Genomic DNA, 22,673 nt, shown 5'->3' on the forward strand with positions numbered 1-22,673 from the left:
GAGATTATGTACATAAAAACTTTAACTGTATCAGATTTAAATAATTATTTAAAAAAGATATTAGATAATGATTTTATTCTTGCAAATTTATGTATAAAGGGCGAAATATATAATTTAAAGTTTCATACAAGCGGGCATATTTATTTTTCGCTTAAAGATGAATACAGCAAAATAAATTGTGTCATGTTTAAAGATGCTGCTAGTACTCTAAATTTTATACCTGAGAATGGTATGAAAGTAGTAGTAAAGGGAAGAGTTTCTGTTTATAAAAAAGAGGGAGTTTATCAGCTGTATTGCAATGAAATGCAAAGAGAAGGTATAGGAGAACTTTATATAGCCTTTGAAAAGTTGAAAAGTAAGTTAAGTAAAGAGGGACTTTTTGAAGAATCACATAAAAAAAATATACCTTTATATTCAAAAAATATAGGGGTTATAACTTCTCCAACGGGTGCTGCCATGCGAGATATAATAAATGTTACAATGAGGAGAAATCCAAAAATAAATATTAAATTATATCCTTCTTTAGTTCAAGGAGATTGTGCAGTTCAAAATATAATAGATGGAATAAATAGATTGAATAATATAGAGAACATAGATGTTATAATAATAGCAAGAGGGGGAGGATCTGTAGAAGATTTATGGTGCTTTAATGATGAGACTCTAGCACGTGCAATATATAAATCTTCAAAGCCAATAATAACTGGAATAGGGCATGAAATTGATTATACAATAGCAGATTTTGTGAGTGATAGAAGAGCTCCAACTCCTTCGGCAGCAGCAGAGATAGCTGTATTTGACATTAATGAATTTGAAAACAAGATTTTAAATTTTAGGAATCTTTTATATACAAAGATGAAATCAAGATTAAATAATGAAGTTAATAATTTGGAAATTGTGCTAAAACAATTAAATTCTAATAGCCCTCTTATATATATGGCAAATCAATATAATAATCTAGACAGATTGTATGAGCTGCTTAATATAAAAGTAAAAGGAAAGTTTCAAAAAGAAAGAGAAAAGTTACGTAACATTGATTCATTGTTATCTGCAAATAATCCTCTTAATATATTAAAAAAGGGATATGCTGTAATTGAAGATAAGAATAAAAAGGTTGTTAGCAGCATAGATGTCCTTTCCAAAACAAAAAAAGTCAGTATAATATTAAAAGATGGAAGAAAAAGTTTTACACTCCAAAGTGATAATAATGAATTGTAAAGGAGATGTATTATGCCTAAAAAAAATGAATCTTATGAGAGTATGCTTAATAAACTTGAGACTATTGTAAATGAAATGGACGGTGAAAATATTTCTTTGGAAGAAAGTATAAAAAAGTATGAAGATGGCATTAAGCTGTATCAAAAATTATATAAAACCTTAAGTGAAGCAGAAGGAAAAATAAAGATACTTACGGAAAAATCAGAAAAAGACTTCGAGATAAAAAATAACTAGAAGAACTTTATATAAAATATTATAAATTGGAAATGGAGAAATTATAATATGGATGAGTATGAAACCATAAATAATCTTAAGAATGAAATTGACAATTGGTTAAGTGAGTATTTTAAAGGAAAAGGATCTTATAACAAGAGGGTTTATGAAGCTATGGAATATAGCTTAAATGCAGGTGGAAAGAGAATAAGACCACTTTTACTAGTTTTAACTTATATGTTATATAAAGAAGATTATAAAAATATTCTTGATATAGCATGTGCTTTAGAAATGATTCATACGTATTCTTTAATTCATGATGATCTGCCGTGTATGGATAATGATGATTTGAGAAGAGGGAAACCTACTAATCATAAGGTATTTGGAGATGCTATAGCTACACTTGCTGGAGATGGATTATTAAATGAAGCTATGAATGTCATGTTTAAACATTGCATAGGAAATAATAATGCAATAAAAGCATGCAGCATTATTTCTGAATGTGCTGGAGTAGAGGGAATGGTTGGAGGTCAAACCGTAGATATACTGAGTGAAAATAAAAAAATTCCAATAGATCAACTATATTATATGCACAGTAAAAAAACTGGTGCTTTAATAAAAGCCTCAATACTTTCAGGTGCTCTTCTTGGAGGGGCAGGACGTGAAGATTTAAATAAATTAGATTATTATGGACAAAAGTTAGGTCTTGCCTTTCAAATAAAAGATGATATTTTAGATGTAACTGGTGATACAAAAGTGTTAGGCAAGAAAACAAAAAGTGATGCGGATAATAATAAAACAACTTTTATTACAACTTATGGTATAAAAAGGTGCATTGAGATGTGTAATTCGATAACATCGGAATGTATAGAAATATTAGATACATTTCCAAATGATACTTCTAAAGTGAAAGAGCTGACATTATTTTTACTAAATAGGAACAAATAATGTATTATTGGATTCTTATAGTTATTTTAGATTTAAATATACTTTGAATAAGATTAAAAGCTATGATATAATCTAAAGTTGTATAATATATGGTGGTGCAGTATCCTAGTCAGGTAAGTATTTTCGAAGACGGGGCTAAAAATCCGTTAAAGGGCATATCGATGAAGTTCCTTGTGCTGGCTTGCAACGCCCAGTTGCGGGCTGGTGCTGGGAGTTAAGGAGGATGGGGCAACTGCAATGGCATGCGGGGCTTAGACCCTACTTCCGTGGAGACCATTGTTTGTGTATAGGGTTAGATACCCTATGTACGCCAATGGATTAAACCTGTAATGTGGTGTAAAATCTATGTACAGCGTAGCCTGTCTTGAAGTGAAAATGGTGGAGGTAAGTCTAAACTGAATTTTTGGCCAAAAATTCATCTAATTGCTTAAGGAAACCATTTTTGCAAAAGAGACTAGAAAATACCTAACTGTTGAGGAAAACTCCTAGGCTGTTTTTTAAAAGTATATTAGGGATTGCAGTGCGGACTAAGTGGCGATCTAGTTCTGTTTATAGCGATATGGCAGATAGAATATTAAAAGGAAACTGTCAAAGTGGCGACATTTTGATTATTCTATGGGAAAACCTACTAGACCTAAGCCGTAAAGTTTACTTAATATGCTGCCACCTTATTTAAATTTTGAAATTTATCTATTGTAAAGATATTGTCAAGTAAATTGGAGGAATGAATTTTTGTCAGATAGATCTAAATCTAATAGGAAAAGCAATACTAAATGGTTATTTATAATAGTATTTTGGTCAATAATAACCTGCGGTAGTATTTCGCTTTTGTCTGATATGCTGCTAAAAAGTGTTAATATATTAGTGGCTTTTCTTATATTAGGTTTTATTATAATAGTTGGAATAATTTCTGATATGTTGGGAGTTGCTGTAACTGTAGCTCAAGAAAGATCTTTTCATGCTATGGCATCTAAAAGAGTAAGTGGTGCTAAATTAGCTATAAGATTGATTAAAAATGCAGATAAAGCTTCAACAATATTCCAAGACGTAATTGGAGATATATGTGGTATAGTAAGTGGTTCTGTTGGAGTTTTAATAGCTCACAAGATTTCTTATGATTTTCCAGATGTGCATGAAGCTATTTTAAATACAATTATAGGCGTACTTATAGGTGCACTCACAATAGGAGGAAAGGCTGTAGGAAAAAACCTAGCTATAAATAATGGTAACAATGTGTTATATAGATTTTGCAAATTAATATATTTTTTTAAAAGGGATAGATGATAATGATGAGTATATTGGATAATTATAATGACTTTCATCAAATAAGGCATATGACACTTAAACAAAAACAGCAGTTCGCAGCGGAAATCAGAAAATTCTTAATAGAAAAGGTATCCAAGACAGGAGGACACCTTGCTTCAAACTTGGGGGTTGTAGAACTTACTTTGAGTTTATTTAGTGTATTTAATTTAGATAAAGATAAAGTCATATGGGATGTTGGACACCAATCATATGTACATAAGATATTGACAGGCAGAAAAGATAAATTTGATACTTTGAGACAATTTGGCGGTATAAGTGGATTTCCTAAGTATTCTGAAAGTATATATGATTTTTTTGAAACAGGACACAGCAGCACATCTATATCTGCAGCTCTTGGCATGGCAAGAGCAAGAGATTTAAAGAATCAAAAGCATGAAGTAGTTGCTGTAATAGGTGATGGAGCACTAACTGGAGGTATGGCATTAGAAGCTTTAAATGATGCTGGATATAGAAAAACTAAAATTATAATTGTATTAAATGATAATCAAATGTCTATTGCAAAAAATGTAGGTGGAATGTCAAAGTATTTAAACAAGATTAGGGTAGATCCTAAGTATAATAAACTCAAAGAGGATGTTGAAACTACTTTGAAAAGAATCCCAAATATAGGCAAGGGTATGGCTAAGTCTCTTGAAAAAGTTAAAAATGGAATAAAGCAAATGTTAGTTCCAGGAATGTTTTTTGAAGATATGGGAATAAAATATTTAGGACCAATTGACGGACATAATATGAAAGATTTAATTGAAGTTTTATCAAAGGCTAAAAATATTAAGGAACCAGTTATAATACATATAGTAACAAAAAAAGGTAAAGGGTATGAATTTGCGGAAAAAAATCCCGGAAAATTTCATGGAATAGGACCTTTTGACTGCAGTAATGGCGAATTATGTAATGATTCATGCAGTACATATTCAATGGCTTTTGGAGAAGAAATAGTTAAAATAGCAGATAAAAATAAGAGTGTAGTTGCTATAACAGCTGCAATGCGTGATGGAACAGGTCTTAAAAATTTTGCAATTAAGTATCCAAATAGATTTTTTGATGTTGGAATAGCAGAACAACATGCTGTAACTTTGGCTGCTGGAATGGCAAAAGAAGGGTTGAAACCAATTTTTGCAGTATACTCTACATTTCTTCAAAGAGCATATGATCAAGTATTACATGATGTGTGTCTTCAAAAATTGCCAGTTATACTTGCTATAGATAGGGCAGGCATTGTTGGAAACGATGGAGAAACTCATCAAGGTGTCTTTGATTTATCGTATTTAACACATATGCCAAATATGACTATTATGTCGCCAAAATGTACTTGTGAACTTAAATATATGCTAAAGTGGGCAGTTAATCAAAGTTACCCAATAGCAATAAGGTATCCTCGAGGAGGGGACAGCACTGAAGTTATAGTAAAGCCGCTGGAAGATTTTAAACTTGGAAAATGGGAATTACTTTGCGATGAAGGTAATATAGCTATAATAGCACAGGGAAGAATGGTAGAACATGCACTCCTTGCAAGAAAAAAGCTGTTAGAGCTTGGTATAAAAGTAAAAGTTATAAATGCCTGTTTTATAAAACCTATAGATAAGTTAATGCTAGATAAGCTAGTTCAAAATAATATTAGTATAGTTACAGTAGAAGATAACATTAAACATGGAGGTTTAGGTTCATGCGTGCTTGAATATGTGAATACCTTAAATAAAAAGGCAAAAGTTTTAATGCTTGGATTTAAAGATGAATTTATACCTCATGGGAAATTAGATATATTATATAAATTATATGGATTAGATGCAGATGGGATTGTAAATAGTATATTAAAAATAGTATAAATAGAGGAGTTCATTATGTCAGGAAATAAAGAAAGACTAGATATATTGTTAGTAAAAAAAGGAATTTTCACATCGAGAGAAAGGGCAAAAGCAAGTATAATGGCTGGAGAAATATTTGTAAACAATCAAAGAATAGACAAATGCGGTCAAAAAGTGGATGAAAATTCTAATGTAGAATTTAAAGGAAAACATATGCCTTTTGTAAGTCGAGGTGGATTAAAACTTGAAAAAGCTATAAAGAATTTTAATATAGATTTAAGTGATAAAGTATGCATGGACATAGGTGCTTCAACTGGAGGATTTACAGATTGCATGCTTCAAAATAAGGCTAAAAAGGTATATTCAATAGATGTAGGATATGGTCAGTTTGCATGGAAACTTAGAATAGACGAAAGAGTTGTATGCATGGAGAGGACTAATATAAGGTATGTAAAACCTGAAGATATAGGAGAGCTAACAGACTTTGCAAGTATAGATGTATCATTTATTTCATTAAAAAAGGTAATACCTGTTGTACTAGAATTATTAAAGGAAAATGGTGAAATAATGGCTTTAATAAAGCCGCAGTTTGAAGCAGGAAGAGAAAAAGTTGGCAAAAAGGGTGTAGTAAAAGAAAAAAGTACTCATGAAGAAGTTGTTAGGGATATTGTAAACTTCTTAGACAAATATAATGTTAAAATTATAAACTTGGATTATTCCCCTATAAAAGGACCTGAGGGAAACATAGAGTATTTAATTTATTTCACTAAGTCTAAAGATTTTAACCAAAGTTTTAATGACGATGAAATTGTAAATATAGTTAACTTAGCGCACCATGAACTTAATGGGGAGGAATTATGAAGAACATAGGTATAAATGTAAATACTACTAAAGATAGTGAAAAAAAAATAATAAATTCTATAGTTAAAGCTGTACATAATGAAAGGGAAGGAATCAATGTAAGAATATACGAAGATTGCAATGGACTTGATTGTGAGGAAAGCTGCAACTTAGATATAATCATAGCATTGGGCGGCGATGGAACTATATTAAATACAGCAAGACATGCAGCAAAATATGAAATACCTATTTTAGGAATAAACATGGGACATTTAGGTTTTTTAGCTCAAGTAGAAAATTCAAAGATAAATTCTGCAATGATGAGCTTATTTAATGGAGATTATACTATAGAAGAAAGAAATATGATCGAATGTACTTATAAGGAAATTAAAGGCAGCGGTATAGTCAAAAAGTATATAGGACTTAATGATGTAGTTTTATCAAAAGGTTTTTTAGAAAGAATAATTAAGTATAAAGTGTATATTGGAAATAAGTATTATAATACATTTGCGGCAGATGGAATAATAGTATCTACTGCAACTGGTTCAACTGCGTATTCTCTGTCAGCTGGAGGACCTATAATATATCCTACTTTAAATACCTTAGCACTTACACCTATGTTTTCAACTAATCTTGGTGCAAGAACTATAGTTCTTGATGGCAGCGCTAATATATCTATAGAATTTTCTAAAAGTATTGAAGATGTATTCATGTCTATAGATGGACAACAGTGGGTAAAGATGGATAAAACAGATGCTATTAATATACATACTGCTAAAAATAAATGTAAACTTATAAAATTAAATAGTAATGACTATTTTGATACACTGCGAAAAAAAATAATTTACAGGGTAAGGGAATGTGAAGGTGAAAATTATGAAAGTAACAAGACATGCTAAAATACTTGAAATTATAAATACTAAAGATATTGAAACGCAAGAAGAACTGGCAAGTGAATTAAGGAAAAGTGGCATGGATGTTACGCAAGCTACTGTTTCAAGGGATATAAAAGAGTTAAAATTAATTAAGGTTTTAGGTGAAAATGGTAAATATAAATATGCTACTATATCACATACTGAAAACTTTTTATCAAACAAACTTATCAATATTTTTTCTCAAACAGTTATAAGTGTAGAGAATGTACAGAACTTTATTGTCATAAAAACTATTTCAGGTTCTGGATCTGCAGCAGCAGAAGCTATAGATTCCCTTAAGTTTGAAGGAATTGCAGGTACTGTTGCCGGAGATAACACTATCTTCATATTGGCAAGGGATAGTGAAAAAGCTCAAGTTATAACTCAAAAAATGAAAAGGATGATTTCTGATTAGGAGGCTTTTGATTTATGCTCCTTCAATTAAATATAAAAAATTTTGCTTTAATACAAGCACTGACAATATCATTTAGCGGCGGATTTAATGTATTTGCAGGTGAAACAGGTGCTGGTAAATCTATATTGATAGATGCTATAAATTATGTGCTTGGATGTAAATTTAATAGAGATTTAATAAGGACAGGTGAAAATAAAACTTTTGTAGAAGCCGTTTTTACAATTGAAAATCCAAAGACTTCAAGTATTTTAAAAAAAAATGAAATTGAAATGGAAGATTTAATAATAATAAGTAGAGAAACATTTCAATCTGGAAAAAGTATTGCAAAGGTAAATGGAAAGTCAGTTTTATTGAGTACACTTAGAACTATAAGTTCAACTTTAATTGATATTCATGGTCAGCATGAAAATCAAAATTTACTTTCAGCTGAAAATCATATAAATTATGTAGATGATTTTGGTAATGAAAAGTTTCAAAACTATTTAAATCATTATAAACAAAAGTACAAGGAACTTATTGATAAACAAAATGATATTGTAAGGCTAAAAGGTAACGGCGAGGAAAGAAGCAAACTTGTAGATTTTTTGAAGTATCAAATAGATGAAATAAATTCTGCTAATTTAAAGGTTAATGAGGATATAAAACTAGAGGAAAAGTATAAAATACTCTCTAATTCAGAAAAAATAAGTAATATTTTAAATAATTGTTATGTTGATTTGTATGAAGGAAGAGAAAACATTGAACCTATATATAATAAATTAAGACTTATAATAAAGAGCCTTGATACTATAGAGGAAAGTTTTCCTCAAGCTGTAGATATTAGCAAAGCTCTTAAAGATGCTTATTATAACATAGAAGATGCTATTGAAAATGTAAGAAGTATTAAAGATAATGTATATTATGATGAATCTGAACTAGAATATATAAATAGTAGAATGTATCAGATAAGCGGCTATAAAAAAAAGTATGGAAGTACAATATCTAAAATTTTTGAATATAAAGACAAGATATTAATCCAATATAATGAAATTATAAATAGTAACGAGATAATTAAAAGTTTAGAAGTTGAAAAGACAAAAATAGAAGAAAAATTAAAAACTTATGGTAAATATATTCATACCGAAAGATGTAAAATAGCTAAAAGTTTAGAAAAAGACATAAAAAATGAATTGAATTTTGTTGGACTTGAAAAGAGTGTTTTTAAGGTAGAAGTAAAATTAGATGAAAAGTTTCATTTAAACGGTATGGATTCAGTTCAATTTCTTATTTCTACAAACCCTGGGGAACCATTAAAACCCTTGGAAAAGGTTGTATCAGGAGGAGAGCTTTCTAGAATTATGTTAGCACTTAAAACTGTATTTGTAGATAAAGATAAGATTCCATCGGTTATATTTGATGAAATAGATACTGGAATTAGCGGTAGAATAGCTCAATGTGTGGCTGAAAAAATGTATGCTATATCCAAAAATCATCAAGTTTTTTGTGTAACACATTTGCCGCAGATTGCATGTATATCAGATGAATACTATCTAGTATCTAAAGAAGTTAAAAATAAGAAGACTTTTACACATGTTAGAAAAATGAAAGATAACCAAAAAGAATATGAAATAGCTAAAATGATAGGCGGCTTGGAAGTTACAAAATTGACGCTGGAACATTCTAGAGAGCTTATAAAGATGGCTAATATTAAGAAATTAGAAATAAAGTCAAAAAGATAAAAATCGCATTTAAACTGCGATTTTTTATTTTTTGACTAATATATATAATTCATCTGAAAAAATTTACTTATAAATTAAATCATAACTTTAAATGAAAGTATATAATAGCATAATAAAATATCTAAAAGGGTAATTTAAAAACATAGATATAAAAAACAGGAGGTAAAAAAACATGCATATTAAAAGAAAAAAACTTCTATGTTTTATTTTAATTCCTATCCTGTTAATAACAATGACTGTTTATTATAAAGTTCAAAGAGTACCACAGACGATATTTTTGAGGGAAGGAGAATGTTTAAAACTTAATACAATTTTAAAAGTTAGAGACAAAGATGATATTAAAGTAGATAATGTAGATAAAAAGATAGTAAGTGATTGTAAAAAGGTTAAATTGAATTTATTTGGAGTTTTACCAGTAAAATCGATATTTTTACAATCTGTTAGTAATAATATGATGGTGTATCCTGGAGGTCAGCCCATAGGTGTAAAACTAAATACAAAAGGAGTTCTTGTAGTTGCATTATCAGATATTAAAACTCCTCAAGGAAAAGCTAGTCCAGCTGCACTAAGTGGAATACAAGTTGGGGATAACATTACTAAAATAAATGATGTATATATAAAAAGTGCAGAGCAAGTTCAAAGTGAAGTAAATAATTGCAAAGGCAAAAATATAAAAGTTACAATTGAAAGAAAAGGAAATGTACTTGAAAAGCAAGTAAATCCTATTAAAGGAGAAGATAATAATACTTATAAAATAGGTTTGTGGGTAAGAGATTGTGCAGCTGGAGTTGGAACTTTGACATTTTATGATGATAAAACAAGCATATTTGCTGCCCTAGGACATCCTATTACAGATATAGATACAGGTACTATTATGAATATAAGTTATGGAGAGGTAATTCCATCTTCTATAATATCAATAAAAAAAGGCTTGAGAGGTAATCCCGGAGAACTTAAGGGAATATTTATAGAACAACAAAAAATATTAGGTAAAATATATAAAAATACTGAATGTGGAATATTCGGCGAAGGAGATAAAAAGCTTATAAACAAAGGTTGTAAACCTATGAAAATAGCTTTAAGAAATGAAATAAAAGAAGGACCAGCTAAAATTCTTACTACTATAGAGGGAAATAAACCAAAACTTTATGATATACAAATAGAAAAACTTTTGCAGCAAGATTCGCCGGGACCTAAAAGCATGATAATAAAAGTAACTGATCCAGTACTCCTAAGTAAAACAGGAGGTATAGTTCAAGGAATGAGCGGAAGTCCTATTATACAAAATAATAAAATAGTAGGAGCTGTAACACATGTATTAATAAATAAACCTGATGTAGGTTATGGAATATATATAGAATGGATGATCAAGGATTCTAACATATTATCTAAGTAATATAATATGAGAAAGGTAGAAATAAAATGTCAAAGTTGTCTAAAATATTAAGTAATAAAAAGATATGTGATAAAATAATTATATAAAGATAGCATAATTTATGCTATCTTTTATAATTAAAACTTTATTTAAAGTTTTTATTTAGCAGCGGAAGGATTTAAAATACTTTTGTCGAATGTATTAATTGTTAAGATATGGGACTAAATAATAAAAAAGGGGAGTAAAGAATATGGAACAATCAAAAATAAGTGTAGTTATTGCAGATGATAATAAGGAATTTTGTAACATTCTCAATGATTACCTATTAAACCAAAGGGATATAGTAGTAACTGGAATAGCTAAAGATGGAATCGAAGCCTTAAAACTTATACAGGAAAAGAAGCCCGATTTATTAGTATTAGATATAATTATGCCTCATCTTGATGGGCTTGGAGTCCTTGAAAGATTAAGCAGCATGGATATAGACCATATGCCAAGAATAATTGTACTTTCAGCAGTAGGCCAAGATAAAATAACTCAAACAGCAATTGCCCTTGGAGCAGATTATTATGTAGTAAAGCCTTTTGATATGGATGTATTTACAAAGAGAATTAGACAAATGTTTAATGGCAGCATAATTAGATCGGGTCAAGTTAAAAAAACTATTTCTCTAGCTGATACTTCAGAAGTTAAGTTTATGAGGAATGAGGAAAATAATTTGGAACAGGAGATAACAAATATTATACATGAGATAGGTGTTCCGGCACATATTAAAGGTTATATGTACTTAAGAGAAGCAATTACAATGGTTGTAAATAACATGGAGTTACTATCTGCAGTTACTAAAGAATTGTATCCTTCTATAGCTAAAAAATATAATACTACAGCAAGTAGAGTTGAAAGAGCAATAAGACATGCAATTGAAGTAGCTTGGTCTAGAGGACAGGTTGAAACAATAAACAGGATATTTGGTTATACTATACATAACGATAAAGGTAAGCCAACTAATAGTGAATTCATTGCTATGGTTGCTGATAAACTCAGACTTAAAAACAAAGTTAGTTAAAGATTTAACTAAATTAACTTTTTTATACTACTTAGAAAGTAACCTCTTTATTTATATAGGGGCTGCTTTTTTTATATTATGTAGTATAATATAAATATTAAATAATAAAATTCTAAAATAAGTTTTAAAAACATAATATTTAACAGGGAAGGTGATAAAATGAAACTTGATTTAGAATTAAAAGATATAAAGATTATCAGAGACTTAGTTACAAGCAGAATAAATGAATTAAGGGAAAAGCTTGCTGAGGCAGATGATAAAGAAGATGAGCTTAGACAAGTTATAAGAGGTTATAAAAAGGTTGTAAAAAAAATAGATGATCAAGTGGATGCTGACTGATTTAACTTAAAGACTAAAAGTGTGAAACTTAATTGTAAAGGTTTTAACTTTTAGTCTTTAGTTTTTACATACATAATAGATACCTTTAATTGACATTTACGTATTTCAAGTATAAAATTAGTATAAAGTGCATTAAGAAATAAGTTGAGGTGCTGAAAATGGAATTTGATGAAAAAACACTGGAGTCTAAAAATATATATTCTGGTAAGATTATAAATGTTAATTTGCAGAAAGTAAAGCTTCCTGATGGAAGAGAAGCTAAAAGAGAAATAGTAAATCATCCAGGTGGTGTAGCTGTACTTGCATATAAAGACAGCAGTACCATATTGTTAGTTGAACAGTTTAGAAAACCAATAGAACAAAGATTATTAGAAGTGCCTGCAGGAAAAATTGAAAAAGGAGAAGAACCAAAAGTTTGTGCTATTAGGGAATTAGAAGAAGAAACTGGTTACAAGGCAAAAAAGTTTGACTATCTTGGGAAAATAGTTACAAGTCCTGGATTTTGCGATGAGTACATATATTTATTTAAGGCGCAGGATTTATATAAAGGAAATGATAATTTGCAAGATGAAGATGAGTTTATAAATTTAAGAGAATTTAATGTAAAAAAAGTTAAACAGATGATTAAAGATGGTAAGATAATTGATGCAAAAACTGCAGCAATTTTCATGATGGAATAAATAGTCATATAACTCTTTTGTTAGTCATAGATATAAAAAAAGAAACTACTAACAAGAGGGGGATAAATTATGCTACAAAACAAATTTATAGATACTTTGAATGAACATATTCAAAACAACTTTTGGCTTTATGTAGTAAGTCTTTTATGTATATGTACAGGGATAGTACTTGGAATATATTCTGTAAGGTATATGGGTGGATTTGAAAAAAGTGACCTTATAAGTTATATTAAGGGTTTTAGCTCAACTATTAGTTCTGGAAACATAGATTATAAATCTATTTTTATCCAGGCAATAAAAAACAATATACCTGTATTAATTGCAGTTTGGTTCTTAGGTCTTACTATGATAGGTATTCCTATTATATTAATAATTGATATATTAAAGGGGTTTACTGTAGGATTTACAATTAGTTTTATAATAAATAGTATGGGAATAAAGGGGATGTGGGTTTCACTCCTTGGAGTGCTGCCTCAAAATATAATATACATACCTTGTATTATATTTGTTTCTGTGCTTGCTATGGAATTTTCATTAAATATATTAAAGGATAAAAGTAATAAAAATTGGGCTTCTAATGTATGGATTAAAATTACATCTTATTCTTTTTCATTTATTCTTATAACGATAATTATGGCTGTAGGGTTTACTATGGAATCATATCTTACACCTCATATCTTAAAGGTGGTAATAGCAAGTATTGGAAGTATGTTAGTATGAATAAAAATAATTTAGAATTTGCTGCCACTTTATTAGAATGTTTTTTAATATTAATATTTTTTGGATTACTGCTTCCTAAACTTATTGATTATAGTTTGTATTATTATATGGACAAATCGTATAATAATAGTATTTTAGTGTATAATGTGGTTGAGAAAAATGCAGATATAATAAGTAATTACATTATTGTATTTAACAATTTTTTAAAATAAGTATTGACTTTATTTTAAAAAAAGATAGGAGTAATATATGGATAATATCTTGTTGAAGTATGTTGAATACTTAGAAAATAAAAATTTGAGTAAAAATACATTGGATGCATATGTAAGAGATATAACTAAGTTCTCAGATTTTATAAAAGGCAGAAAAGAAAAGATAACTGAAATTGAAGTGGTTTCAGTTATGGCTTATGTACAATATTTACAAAAGGAAGGTAAAGCTGCGTCATCTATTATTAGAAATATTGTATCACTTAGAAGCTTTTATAAATATCTTGTTTCAAAAGGTATTATCAATGAAAATCCAGTTATAAATTACGAGATACCTAAAATTAAGCATAATATTCCTAGAATACTCACAATAGAAGATGTAGACAAGCTTTTGCAAGCACCGGATTCAACCACAGAAAAGGGAATAAGAGATAAAGCTATGCTTGAACTCATGTATGCTACTGGAATGAAAGTTACGGAGTTATTGAATCTAACAATTTACGATATTAATGTTAAATTTAATTATGTTAAATGCAGGGGAGCTAAAAACAAAGAGAGAATAATACCAGTTGGTTCTGTAGCCGTAAAGTATTTGAACAAGTATTTAAAAGTAAGACCTGATTTAAATGTTTATAATTTAGATTTTTTATTCTTAAATTTAAAAGGTGCGAAAATGACGAGACAAGGTTTTTGGAAGATAATAAAATATTATGCCAAACGATCAGGTATAAATAAGTATATGACTTCTTTTACACTTAGACATTCATTTGCAGTTCACCTGCTTCAAAATGGTGCAGATATAAAATCTGTACAAGAACTTCTAGGACATAAAGATTTATCAGCCACACAAATATATTCTACAATTTCAAGGAAAAGCAAAATTGCAGAAGTTTATAAAAGAACTCATCCAAGAGCATAAATTGTAATTAAAATTAAGAATAAGAGTTTTTGATTGTTTTAAAAAGTCAAATACTCTTATTTTTATGCTTTTAAATAGTTTATTTTATATAAAATTCTTCTATTCTTTAAAAAAAGTCATAATTAAGATTATTTTCGGGAAAAGTAATTTTGAAGAAAGGAGGATTAGTATGAATAAAATAAATAAAAATATTTTAAGTTTGATTATGACTTTAATTTTTTTGACTGGTATACTTTCTGTACCAATAAAAGTTAAAGCAGAAAATCCAAAAAATCAAACTGAAATAACAGATTTAAGTTCGGAAAGTAAGTCAGTACTTCTCATGGAACCTGTAAGTGGAAGAATAATATATGAAAAAAATTCCCATGAAAAGCTGCCGCCTGCTTCTGTTACTAAAATCATGACTATGCTCTTAACTATGGAGGCAGTTGATTCTGGAAAAATAAAAATGTCTGATAAAGTTACTGTAAGTGAAAATGCAAAACAAATGGGTGGAAGTTCTATGCTTTTGGATACAGGAGAAATTAGAACAGTAGAGGAATTAATAAAAGGTGTTGGAATTGCTTCGGGAAACGATGCAGCAGTAGCTTTAGCTGAATATATAGCCGGAAGTCAAGATGCATTTGTGAAACTCATGAATGATAGGGCAGCTCAACTTGGAATGAAAGATACCACTTTTAAAAATTGTACTGGATTAAATGCAGAGGGACATATTACAACAGCTTATGATATATCTATAATGTCAAGGGAATTATTAAAACATCCTGCTATATTAAAGTATACAGGAACATATATGGAGACTATTTCTGAAGGAAGGAAATCACCTATAGGACTTGTAAATCATAATAAATTAGTTAGGTTCTTTAAAGGTTGTGATGGATTAAAGACGGGATTTACAGATGAAGCAAAATACTGTATTTCTGCTACGGCATCAAGGGATGGAGTTAGAATGCTTGCTGTTATAATGGGATCTCCAACATTCAAAGTTAGGAACAAGGATGCAAGTGTTCTTATGAATTATGGCTTTTCAAAATTTGAGAATAAAAAACTTATAACCAAGGGAATGGATATAGAAAAAGTTAATTTAGATAAGAAGGGAAATAGGTTTTTTATTGCCAAATCTAGTGAAAATCTGAGTGCAATATTGGAAAAAGGCAAGGATAACAAGATAACTAAAAAATGTGTATTTGATAAAAACAAGAAAGTTTACAAGGCAAATGATATAGTAGGATACTGTGAGATATATGTTGATGGAAAATTAGTTGGAAAAGTTAAGTTGTACAGTGATAGGAATGTAAAAAGGCCGGGTATCTTTGGAAATTTAAAAGATAATTTTTCAAAAGTTTTAGATAGTGGAGTTTAAAATTATTATATAATTGTTTTAATATAAAAAGCAGTATTGTATTTAAAAATTGCTTTATATTTACTTATATCTTATGCAATTTTTAAATATTTCAATACTGCTTATGTTACTTATTATATATTTAGGAAGTAAATTGAAAATAGCACTAACATATGTTGTATAATATTAGTAAATGAAAATTAAGTTTATTTAATATAAACAGCATAAGGAGTAAGAATGATATGAAAGACATATTGATTAATTTTGATAAAGATCAAGTTGATGTTATAAATTGTCTAAAGGATATATGTATTAGAGACAGCATAAAAGCATATTTAGTTGGTGGAACTTTAAGAGATTTAATCTTAGCTAGAAAAATAAATGATATAGATATATGTTTAAATGAGGATCCTAAAAAGTTGGTAAGGTATATTAAAGGAATAAAGGAATATAAGTATTATGATAAATTTCAAACTGCCTCATTAATATTTGATAATGGAATATCTTTAAATTTAATACGCTGTAGAAAAGAAATTTATGAACAAAATGGACAACTGCCTATTATTATACCATCTGATATATATGATGATTTGTATAGAAGGGATTTTACTATAAATGCTATAGCATATGATATAGTTAAAAACTCAATTATAGATGTATTTGGCGGAATAGATGATTTATATAATGGTGAGCTTAAAAAAGTTCACGAGAATAGTTATGAAGAAGATCCAACAAGAATTTTTAGAGGGATAAGGTACAGCGTTAGATATTATCTTAAAATTTGCGATGCAGCTGAAATTAAAAAGTGTATTGAGAATGGCGTGTTTAATACTGTAAACAGTGATAAAATAGTAGGGGAATTGTATGCAATGTGCAGGGAAGAAAAATGGATATCTAATTTTGTAACTTGTTCTTGGCTAAAAATATTTGATTTAAATTTAAATTATTTAGGGATTCCCAATATAGTTAAAAGTTATTCTTATAATAATATCAATATAAGAATTTTAAATTTATTTTTTTGTATGAAATGTTTTAAATTTAAGCAAATTCTTATGGAAAATTCTATTTTAGATAAAAGACTTAAAAAATCTATGAAATACTATTATAATAATAAAATGACGGAGCTATTTTATAAAGATATGGATAACTATGAGATATATAAAAGATTAAATAATTTAGACAAGTACTTGCTTGTACTTATGGGATGGGATGAAGGTACTAAATATAGAATATTAAACTATGTGAAAAATTTAAAAGATATTAAATTAAATATGGATAATGAGTATTTAAAAAGTATTGGAATACAAGATGATAAAGTTATAGGAAAAATATTAGATTATATGTTGAAAATAAAGCTTGATGTTGGAATAGTAAATGAAACAAAATATTTGATTGAAAATTTAGGAGAGATTAAAGATGTCTTTAAATATTAAGATGGATAACTTTGAAGGACCATTTGATTTGCTGCTTCACCTAATAAGAAAGAATAAGATGGATATATATGATATAAAAATACACTATATTACAAATCAATATTTAGACTATATACACACTATGAATGAAATGGATCTAGAAGTAACTTCAGAGTTTATAGTAATAGCTGCAACATTAATTGAAATAAAGTCCAAAACATTGTTACCTAAAGTTAAAAATGATGAAGTTGCAGCAGATCTAGAAGAAAAGGACGTGGAAAAAGAACTTGTTGATAAACTTGTACAGTATAAAAAATTTAAATTAGCAGCTAAGTTTTTAAGTAAGAGACAAGTTCAAACAGGAAAAATGTACAGCAAGAAACCAGAGATAATAGAAGAAGGTAAAAAGAAAGACTTAGATCCCCTAAAGTTCCTTAAAAATGTTACTGTTATTGAATTGTTTGAAATATATAATAAATTAATGAGTAATTATAAACAAAAGATGAATACGAATGATATAATTGATAAGGAAATACCTGTAGATAAATTCAAAATTGAAGATAAGATATTATACATAGTAAAGGATTTAAAAGTTAAACAAAGAACATGCTTTTCTGATATAACCAAAAATTGTTCTTCAAGAATAGAGATAATTGTTACCTTTTTAGCTTTACTTGAGCTTATAAAACTAAAATATGTACTAGTAACTCAGGAAAATAATTTTAAAGAAATTTATGTGAAGAGGGTAGATAATGATGAAAGACTTAAACATTAACCAATTGGAAATGGAAGGTACATCAACCAAAGAATTATATTTTTCTGTAATAGAATCACTGCTATTTGTTTCTGGAGAACCACTTAGTATTAAGCAAATAGCATCAATAATTCAATGTAAAACTGAATTTACGGAAAAATTACTGGAAGAAATGAGCTGTAAATATAAAAATACTGAAGACAGAGGCATAGAATTGATGTGCTTGAATGGAAAATATAGTTTGGTTACCAAATCTAAGAATTCAAATTATGTAGAAAAGCTGGTTCAAAATAACTCCAGGCAATCATTATCCCAAGCAGCACTTGAAACCTTAGCTATTATTGCATATAAACAACCTATAACAAGAATAGACATAGATGAAATAAGGGGAGTTAAAAGTGACAGAGCAATTGCCAACTTAGTGGAAAAAAATTTAGTTAAGGATTCTGGAAGATTAGATGTTCCAGGAAGACCTATACTATATTCTACCACAGATGAATTTTTAAAGTATTTTGGATTTAATAGTTTAAATCAAATTCCACAGTTAAATGATTTAGTAGAAGATAAATATGAAGATTAAGGCAGAGAACATAAAAACCAGAGGACAAAGGACAAAAGACAAAAGCAGAGGACATAGGACAGAGGACAGAGAAGGTGAGTTTTCTTCCTTACGTCAGAAAACTAATTTATTTTTTAAGTTTGTTTTGCTAATGCAAAACATCGCTTAAGCAAGCATCTAAAATCTATGATTTTTAAATAATTACTTACTTAGGAGGGTACTCCTGAGAAATAAAAGAACATACCTAGATTTGATTTATACAAATCTAGTATGTTCTTATGGTTACACAATGTTTCGCTTTAGCGAAACGAGTTATCAAAAATTTAATTAAAGATTTTTCGTAAGCGCAGCGGAGAAAAATCCTCCTTCTCTGTAAATTGTCCTATATCCTATGTTTTTATGTTCTCTGTTTTTTATTCATACTCTTCATTATTATCATCTTTAGATTTAGTATCCTTATCAGTATCTTTTTTATGTTTGCTTTCAGATTTTTCACCTTTTTCTTTACTGCACATGCTTTTTATAAAATCCATGACTTGAGGAACACTATCTATGAGTTTATCATAAGTATTTTTTTGATCAAGTGAAAGTAGTTTTATTGAATCGTCTTTTATAACTAAAAATGCAACTGGTTTTACAGTAACACCAGCACCAGAACCTCCGCCAAATGGATAATCTGAATTGGAATTTTCGCTGTTTTGACAATTAAATTCACTTCCACCAGAAGCAAAACCAAATGAAACTCTAGATATTGGAATTATAAGAGATCCATCCTTGGATTCTACAGCATCTCCTACAATGGTATTTACATCTATCATGTCTTTAAGATTTTCCATGGTAGTTTTCATTAAATTTTCAATAGGATGACTTTCCATATATAAATCCCTCCACTAATTATATTATTCAAATAAAATTTTACATTAACCGAGTAATTTAAATAAACTTACATTATCTATATTATAAATTTCATATAAATAATTTTAACTAAACTTATAGAAATTATACTATTTAACTCTAAATCACAAATAGATTTATTTAAATTTGGAGTTATATTTACATGAAATTTTTTTATTTTAAATACTATATTTAGTAATTTTCTAAGTGCCGAATATGATGAACATAGTACTCCATAAACTATTGCAGTATAAGCTGCATCATCAAAACCAAATATAAAGTTTATATTTAATTTTATAACTGGTTTTAATTTATTGTTTTTTAGGGATGATAAAATGGAAGATAAGTTTTCTAAATAACTTTTTCTAACCTTTTTCTCTTCTTTTTTTTGATTTTTTAATAGTTTTTCGAATACTTCTACATTGTATATGTACATGTTAAACTTACCATTTCTATATAGTATTTTTAACTTTACAGGTACAGGAATTATGAATAGAAAAAGTATTATGATTAATATGAGCACGAAAATCAACATGTGTATAATCCTCCAACTTTGTACGTTAATAATTATAACCAATATCGGAATTTATATAACTTTAAGGAATAAATTTAAGGTTTATTTAAAAAATTTATTGAGAAACTAACTATAAAGATCTTTATTATAGAGGAGAAAATGCACAATGAAAAGAATATATAAAATTGTAGATTGTATCATCTTAGTTATCATTTTAGTTGTTATTTCAAGTCCAGCAAAATGTATGGAATCTAATAATAAGAACAATGAAAATAATGAAATATATGTAAATGCTAAGTATGCAATAGCAATAGATAGTAAGTCAAAAGCTGTACTCTATGAGAAAAATGCATATATGACTGTACCGATGGCCAGTACTACTAAAATAATGACAGCTTTAGTGGCATTAAAATATGGCAACTTGGATAAAAAAGTAACAATATCACAAAGAGCTTCAAACATGCATGGGTCCACAGTAGGGTATAAAAAAGGTGAAGAAGTTTCAATTAAGGAATTGTTATATGGATTAATGTTAAGATCAGGAAATGATGCTTCTATTGCTATTGCTGAAGGTATAAGTGGAAGTGTAGAAGAATTTGTTAAAGTTATGAACGAATATGCAGGAGAAATAGGAGTCATGAATACTCATTTCCATACACCACATGGTTTGGATCATGATGATCATTACACAACGGCATATGATCTAGCAGTAATTACATCTAAGGCTAAAGATAATAATTTATTTAATGAAATTGTAAGTTCTAAAGATGTAAATGCTAAAGACTGTGGATTCACAAGAAATTATCATAATATAAATAAAATATTATGGCAGATTAAAGATGCAAATGGAGTTAAAACTGGGTATACAGGAAAAGCAGGTAAGTGTCTAGTTACATCTGCTAAAGTACAGGATAGTGATGTTGTAATAGTCGTTTTAAACTGCACTCCAAGATGGAAAGAAACAGAAAAAATTTATAATTATATAGTAAAAAATTATGAATTTAAGAAAATATTTTCTAAAGATGATATTGCTGCAGAAATAAATTTAAAAAACAAAATAATAAAATTAAAATGCAGTGAGGATGTAATCATACCTGTAAAAAAAGGATGTAAGTATAATATAGAGGTTTTAAAACCACAAAAAATAAAATCTTCAATAAAAGCAGGTGATAAACTGGGAACCCTTAAAGTGTACTGTGATGGCAAATTGGTATATAATAATTTCTTAAAAGCAGGTAATGATTATAAGATAAATAAGATAAGATTACCTAAAATATTTAACCTTGTAAGTTATCATTTATAAATTGATACAATTGTAATGCATAGAAAAATATTAATAAATCATAGGTCAAAGAATTATGTAAATTATGGTTGATATTTTCAAAATAAAGGTATATCCTATATGTGAACTTTAAATGTTGGCTGTGTTTAAGAAAAATGTTGATTTCAACATTTTTCTTAAACACAGCCAACATCAATGGAATGAAGTCTAAGGATAATATTTTAAAATTAACACTATCCTCAAATACAGCGTAAATTTTAAGTTATATAGGTATTGTAATTAATAAAGATATGTTTTTTAATAAAATTTGATTGTTAAAAAATACACATTAAATTAATATATATTTTTAAATCGATTTATGGATATATGTTTCCGTAATGCAGCATTTATAATCAATTTATACTTAAAATTGGTTTGAGGAATTATATTGAAGCTAATCCATAATCTAATCAAGTAATCGTTTTTAAAAGCCTATTGTAATTAAGTTTTTAACATGTATAATTTAAGAAAGAAACTAAACAAAAAAGTGTTTGTAAATAAATTTTAAATTTGCAAATAATAATAAAAGGTTTTATAATTGAATAGAAATACAAAATAGAAAAACAATGTTTAAAATACATGAATGATTTAGGAAAATGGTTATTTAAAGCACTAGTACAGATAAGTTATTTAGTTAATACAGTAAGAATTATTTTAAATTCTTTAATTTAAAATGTAATTTTGGGACATGATTTTGTTAAATAGGGGGAAAAGTATGAGCAGCGAAGAAAATCAAGGTATAGTAATCGAGGAAATAGACAAAGACATGGTAAAAGTTAAAGCTAGCAGACATGGAGATTGTAAGAACTGTGGATTATGTCCTGGAGCAGATGCTATGATTGTTAGTGCTAGAAATCCAATAGGGGCTAAGCCAGGACAGCATGTGGTTTTTGAAATAAAGCAAGTTAATATGTTAAAAGCAGCTTTTGTTGTATATATATTACCTCTTGTTGCAGCATTTTTAGGTGCTGTGATTGGAGGGTGGTTGTCTGGTTATATAGGACATTCTCAATCAATGAAGGCGTTTCAAATAGGAGGTGGAATAATAGCTTTTATAATATCAATTATATACGTAAAAGTTTTTGACAAAGCTGCTTATAAGGATCAAAATATGCAGCCTGTTATAACGCGTATTTTATCTTAAAAATTTTGCTAAAAAATTTAATCTAGCGAGGTGT

General features: G+C 28.3%; 24 protein-coding genes. 22 read left to right on the top strand and 2 right to left on the bottom strand.

The genetic code is table 11. The features are described 5' to 3' along the window. Window positions 1-6: 6 nt before the first annotated feature. From xseA to scpB, 20 genes are all read left to right on the top strand, one after another. Window positions 7-1,215 carry an exodeoxyribonuclease VII large subunit gene (gene xseA, locus EBB51_RS05665; RefSeq protein ID WP_123053575.1) on the top strand — a complete coding sequence of 403 codons (1,209 nt, stop codon included), beginning with the start codon at window positions 7-9 and terminating at the stop codon, window positions 1,213-1,215. 12 nt (window positions 1,216-1,227) lie between these two features. Continuing rightward, complete coding sequence (locus EBB51_RS05670; RefSeq protein ID WP_123053576.1) at window positions 1,228-1,449, top strand: exodeoxyribonuclease VII small subunit; 222 nt, start codon at window positions 1,228-1,230, stop codon at window positions 1,447-1,449. Window positions 1,450-1,497: 48 nt separating this feature from the next. Beyond that, window positions 1,498-2,376 carry a polyprenyl synthetase family protein gene (locus EBB51_RS05675; protein WP_123053577.1) on the top strand — a complete coding sequence of 293 codons (879 nt, stop codon included), beginning with the start codon at window positions 1,498-1,500 and terminating at the stop codon, window positions 2,374-2,376. Window positions 2,377-3,108: 732 nt separating this feature from the next. Further along, window positions 3,109-3,660 carry a hypothetical protein gene (locus EBB51_RS05685; RefSeq protein WP_123053578.1) on the top strand — a complete coding sequence of 184 codons (552 nt, stop codon included), beginning with the start codon at window positions 3,109-3,111 and terminating at the stop codon, window positions 3,658-3,660. A 2-nt stretch (window positions 3,661-3,662) separates the two neighbouring features. Beyond that, window positions 3,663-5,525, top strand: a complete 1,863-nt coding sequence (dxs, locus tag EBB51_RS05690; RefSeq protein WP_123054990.1) for a 1-deoxy-D-xylulose-5-phosphate synthase — start codon at window positions 3,663-3,665, stop codon at window positions 5,523-5,525. A 15-nt stretch (window positions 5,526-5,540) separates the two neighbouring features. Further along, window positions 5,541-6,365, top strand: a complete 825-nt coding sequence (locus tag EBB51_RS05695; protein WP_123053579.1) for a TlyA family RNA methyltransferase — start codon at window positions 5,541-5,543, stop codon at window positions 6,363-6,365. Then, entirely contained in the window at window positions 6,362-7,243 is an 882-nt protein-coding gene (locus tag EBB51_RS05700) for an NAD(+)/NADH kinase (RefSeq protein WP_123053580.1), read from the top strand. The genes EBB51_RS05695 and EBB51_RS05700 overlap by 4 nt, the downstream gene beginning before the upstream one ends. After that, on the top strand, window positions 7,221-7,673 hold the full coding sequence (locus EBB51_RS05705) for an arginine repressor (RefSeq protein ID WP_123053581.1): 453 nt from the start codon (window positions 7,221-7,223) through the stop codon (window positions 7,671-7,673). The genes EBB51_RS05700 and EBB51_RS05705 overlap by 23 nt, the downstream gene beginning before the upstream one ends. 14 nt (window positions 7,674-7,687) lie before the next feature. After that, complete coding sequence (gene recN / locus EBB51_RS05710) at window positions 7,688-9,391, top strand: DNA repair protein RecN (protein ID WP_123053582.1); 1,704 nt, start codon at window positions 7,688-7,690, stop codon at window positions 9,389-9,391. A 172-nt stretch (window positions 9,392-9,563) separates the two neighbouring features. Next, window positions 9,564-10,787 (top strand): SpoIVB peptidase, encoded by a 1,224-nt coding sequence (gene spoIVB, locus EBB51_RS05715; protein ID WP_123053583.1) that lies wholly within the window; start codon window positions 9,564-9,566, stop codon window positions 10,785-10,787. A 229-nt stretch (window positions 10,788-11,016) separates the two neighbouring features. Beyond that, a complete protein-coding gene (gene spo0A / locus EBB51_RS05720; protein ID WP_123053584.1) occupies window positions 11,017-11,832 on the top strand; it encodes a sporulation transcription factor Spo0A in 816 nt (271 codons plus the stop codon). Window positions 11,833-11,991: 159 nt separating this feature from the next. After that, on the top strand, window positions 11,992-12,171 hold the full coding sequence (locus EBB51_RS05725; RefSeq protein WP_123053585.1) for a hypothetical protein: 180 nt from the start codon (window positions 11,992-11,994) through the stop codon (window positions 12,169-12,171). 158 nt (window positions 12,172-12,329) lie between these two features. Next, on the top strand, window positions 12,330-12,851 hold the full coding sequence (locus EBB51_RS05730; RefSeq protein WP_123053586.1) for an NUDIX hydrolase: 522 nt from the start codon (window positions 12,330-12,332) through the stop codon (window positions 12,849-12,851). A 69-nt stretch (window positions 12,852-12,920) separates the two neighbouring features. Then, the gene (gene spoIIM / locus EBB51_RS05735; protein ID WP_123053587.1) at window positions 12,921-13,571 is read left to right on the top strand and encodes a stage II sporulation protein M; all 651 of its coding nucleotides are present in this window, start codon (window positions 12,921-12,923) and stop codon (window positions 13,569-13,571) included. Continuing rightward, window positions 13,568-13,783, top strand: coding sequence for an endonuclease III (locus tag EBB51_RS05740; RefSeq protein WP_123053588.1), 216 nt, complete (start codon window positions 13,568-13,570; stop codon window positions 13,781-13,783). Before spoIIM ends, EBB51_RS05740 begins: the two co-directional genes overlap by 4 nt. Before the next feature lie 37 nt (window positions 13,784-13,820). Beyond that, window positions 13,821-14,699 (top strand): site-specific tyrosine recombinase XerD, encoded by an 879-nt coding sequence (gene xerD, locus EBB51_RS05745; RefSeq protein ID WP_123053589.1) that lies wholly within the window; start codon window positions 13,821-13,823, stop codon window positions 14,697-14,699. Window positions 14,700-14,868: 169 nt separating this feature from the next. Then, the gene (locus EBB51_RS05750) at window positions 14,869-16,062 is read left to right on the top strand and encodes a D-alanyl-D-alanine carboxypeptidase family protein (RefSeq protein WP_123053590.1); all 1,194 of its coding nucleotides are present in this window, start codon (window positions 14,869-14,871) and stop codon (window positions 16,060-16,062) included. A 221-nt stretch (window positions 16,063-16,283) separates the two neighbouring features. Next, window positions 16,284-17,474, top strand: a complete 1,191-nt coding sequence (locus tag EBB51_RS05755; RefSeq protein WP_123053591.1) for a CCA tRNA nucleotidyltransferase — start codon at window positions 16,284-16,286, stop codon at window positions 17,472-17,474. Continuing rightward, complete coding sequence (locus EBB51_RS05760) at window positions 17,458-18,228, top strand: segregation/condensation protein A (protein WP_123053592.1); 771 nt, start codon at window positions 17,458-17,460, stop codon at window positions 18,226-18,228. Before EBB51_RS05755 ends, EBB51_RS05760 begins: the two co-directional genes overlap by 17 nt. Then, the gene (gene scpB / locus EBB51_RS05765) at window positions 18,209-18,787 is read left to right on the top strand and encodes an SMC-Scp complex subunit ScpB (RefSeq protein ID WP_123054991.1); all 579 of its coding nucleotides are present in this window, start codon (window positions 18,209-18,211) and stop codon (window positions 18,785-18,787) included. The genes EBB51_RS05760 and scpB overlap by 20 nt, the downstream gene beginning before the upstream one ends. A 392-nt stretch (window positions 18,788-19,179) precedes the next feature. Here scpB and ytfJ read toward each other — a convergent pair whose 3' ends face one another. Continuing rightward, window positions 19,180-19,641, bottom strand: a complete 462-nt coding sequence (gene ytfJ, locus EBB51_RS05770) for a GerW family sporulation protein (RefSeq protein WP_123053593.1) — start codon at window positions 19,639-19,641, stop codon at window positions 19,180-19,182. Between the two features lie 77 nt (window positions 19,642-19,718). Continuing rightward, window positions 19,719-20,195 carry a DUF2953 domain-containing protein gene (locus EBB51_RS05775; protein ID WP_123053594.1) on the bottom strand — a complete coding sequence of 159 codons (477 nt, stop codon included), beginning with the start codon at window positions 20,193-20,195 and terminating at the stop codon, window positions 19,719-19,721. A gap of 145 nt (window positions 20,196-20,340) precedes the next feature. Between EBB51_RS05775 and EBB51_RS05780 the strand changes: the two genes are divergently transcribed. Together EBB51_RS05780 and EBB51_RS05785 are read left to right on the top strand one after the other, a co-directional pair. Beyond that, a complete protein-coding gene (locus tag EBB51_RS05780) occupies window positions 20,341-21,477 on the top strand; it encodes a D-alanyl-D-alanine carboxypeptidase family protein (RefSeq protein WP_123053595.1) in 1,137 nt (378 codons plus the stop codon). A gap of 733 nt (window positions 21,478-22,210) precedes the next feature. Then, window positions 22,211-22,639, top strand: a complete 429-nt coding sequence (locus EBB51_RS05785; RefSeq protein ID WP_123053596.1) for a SoxR reducing system RseC family protein — start codon at window positions 22,211-22,213, stop codon at window positions 22,637-22,639. Window positions 22,640-22,673: the final 34 nt, after the last annotated feature.

This window comes from Clostridium sp. JN-1, from assembly GCF_003718715.1.
GTDB lineage: Bacteria > Bacillota > Clostridia > Clostridiales > Clostridiaceae > Clostridium_AV.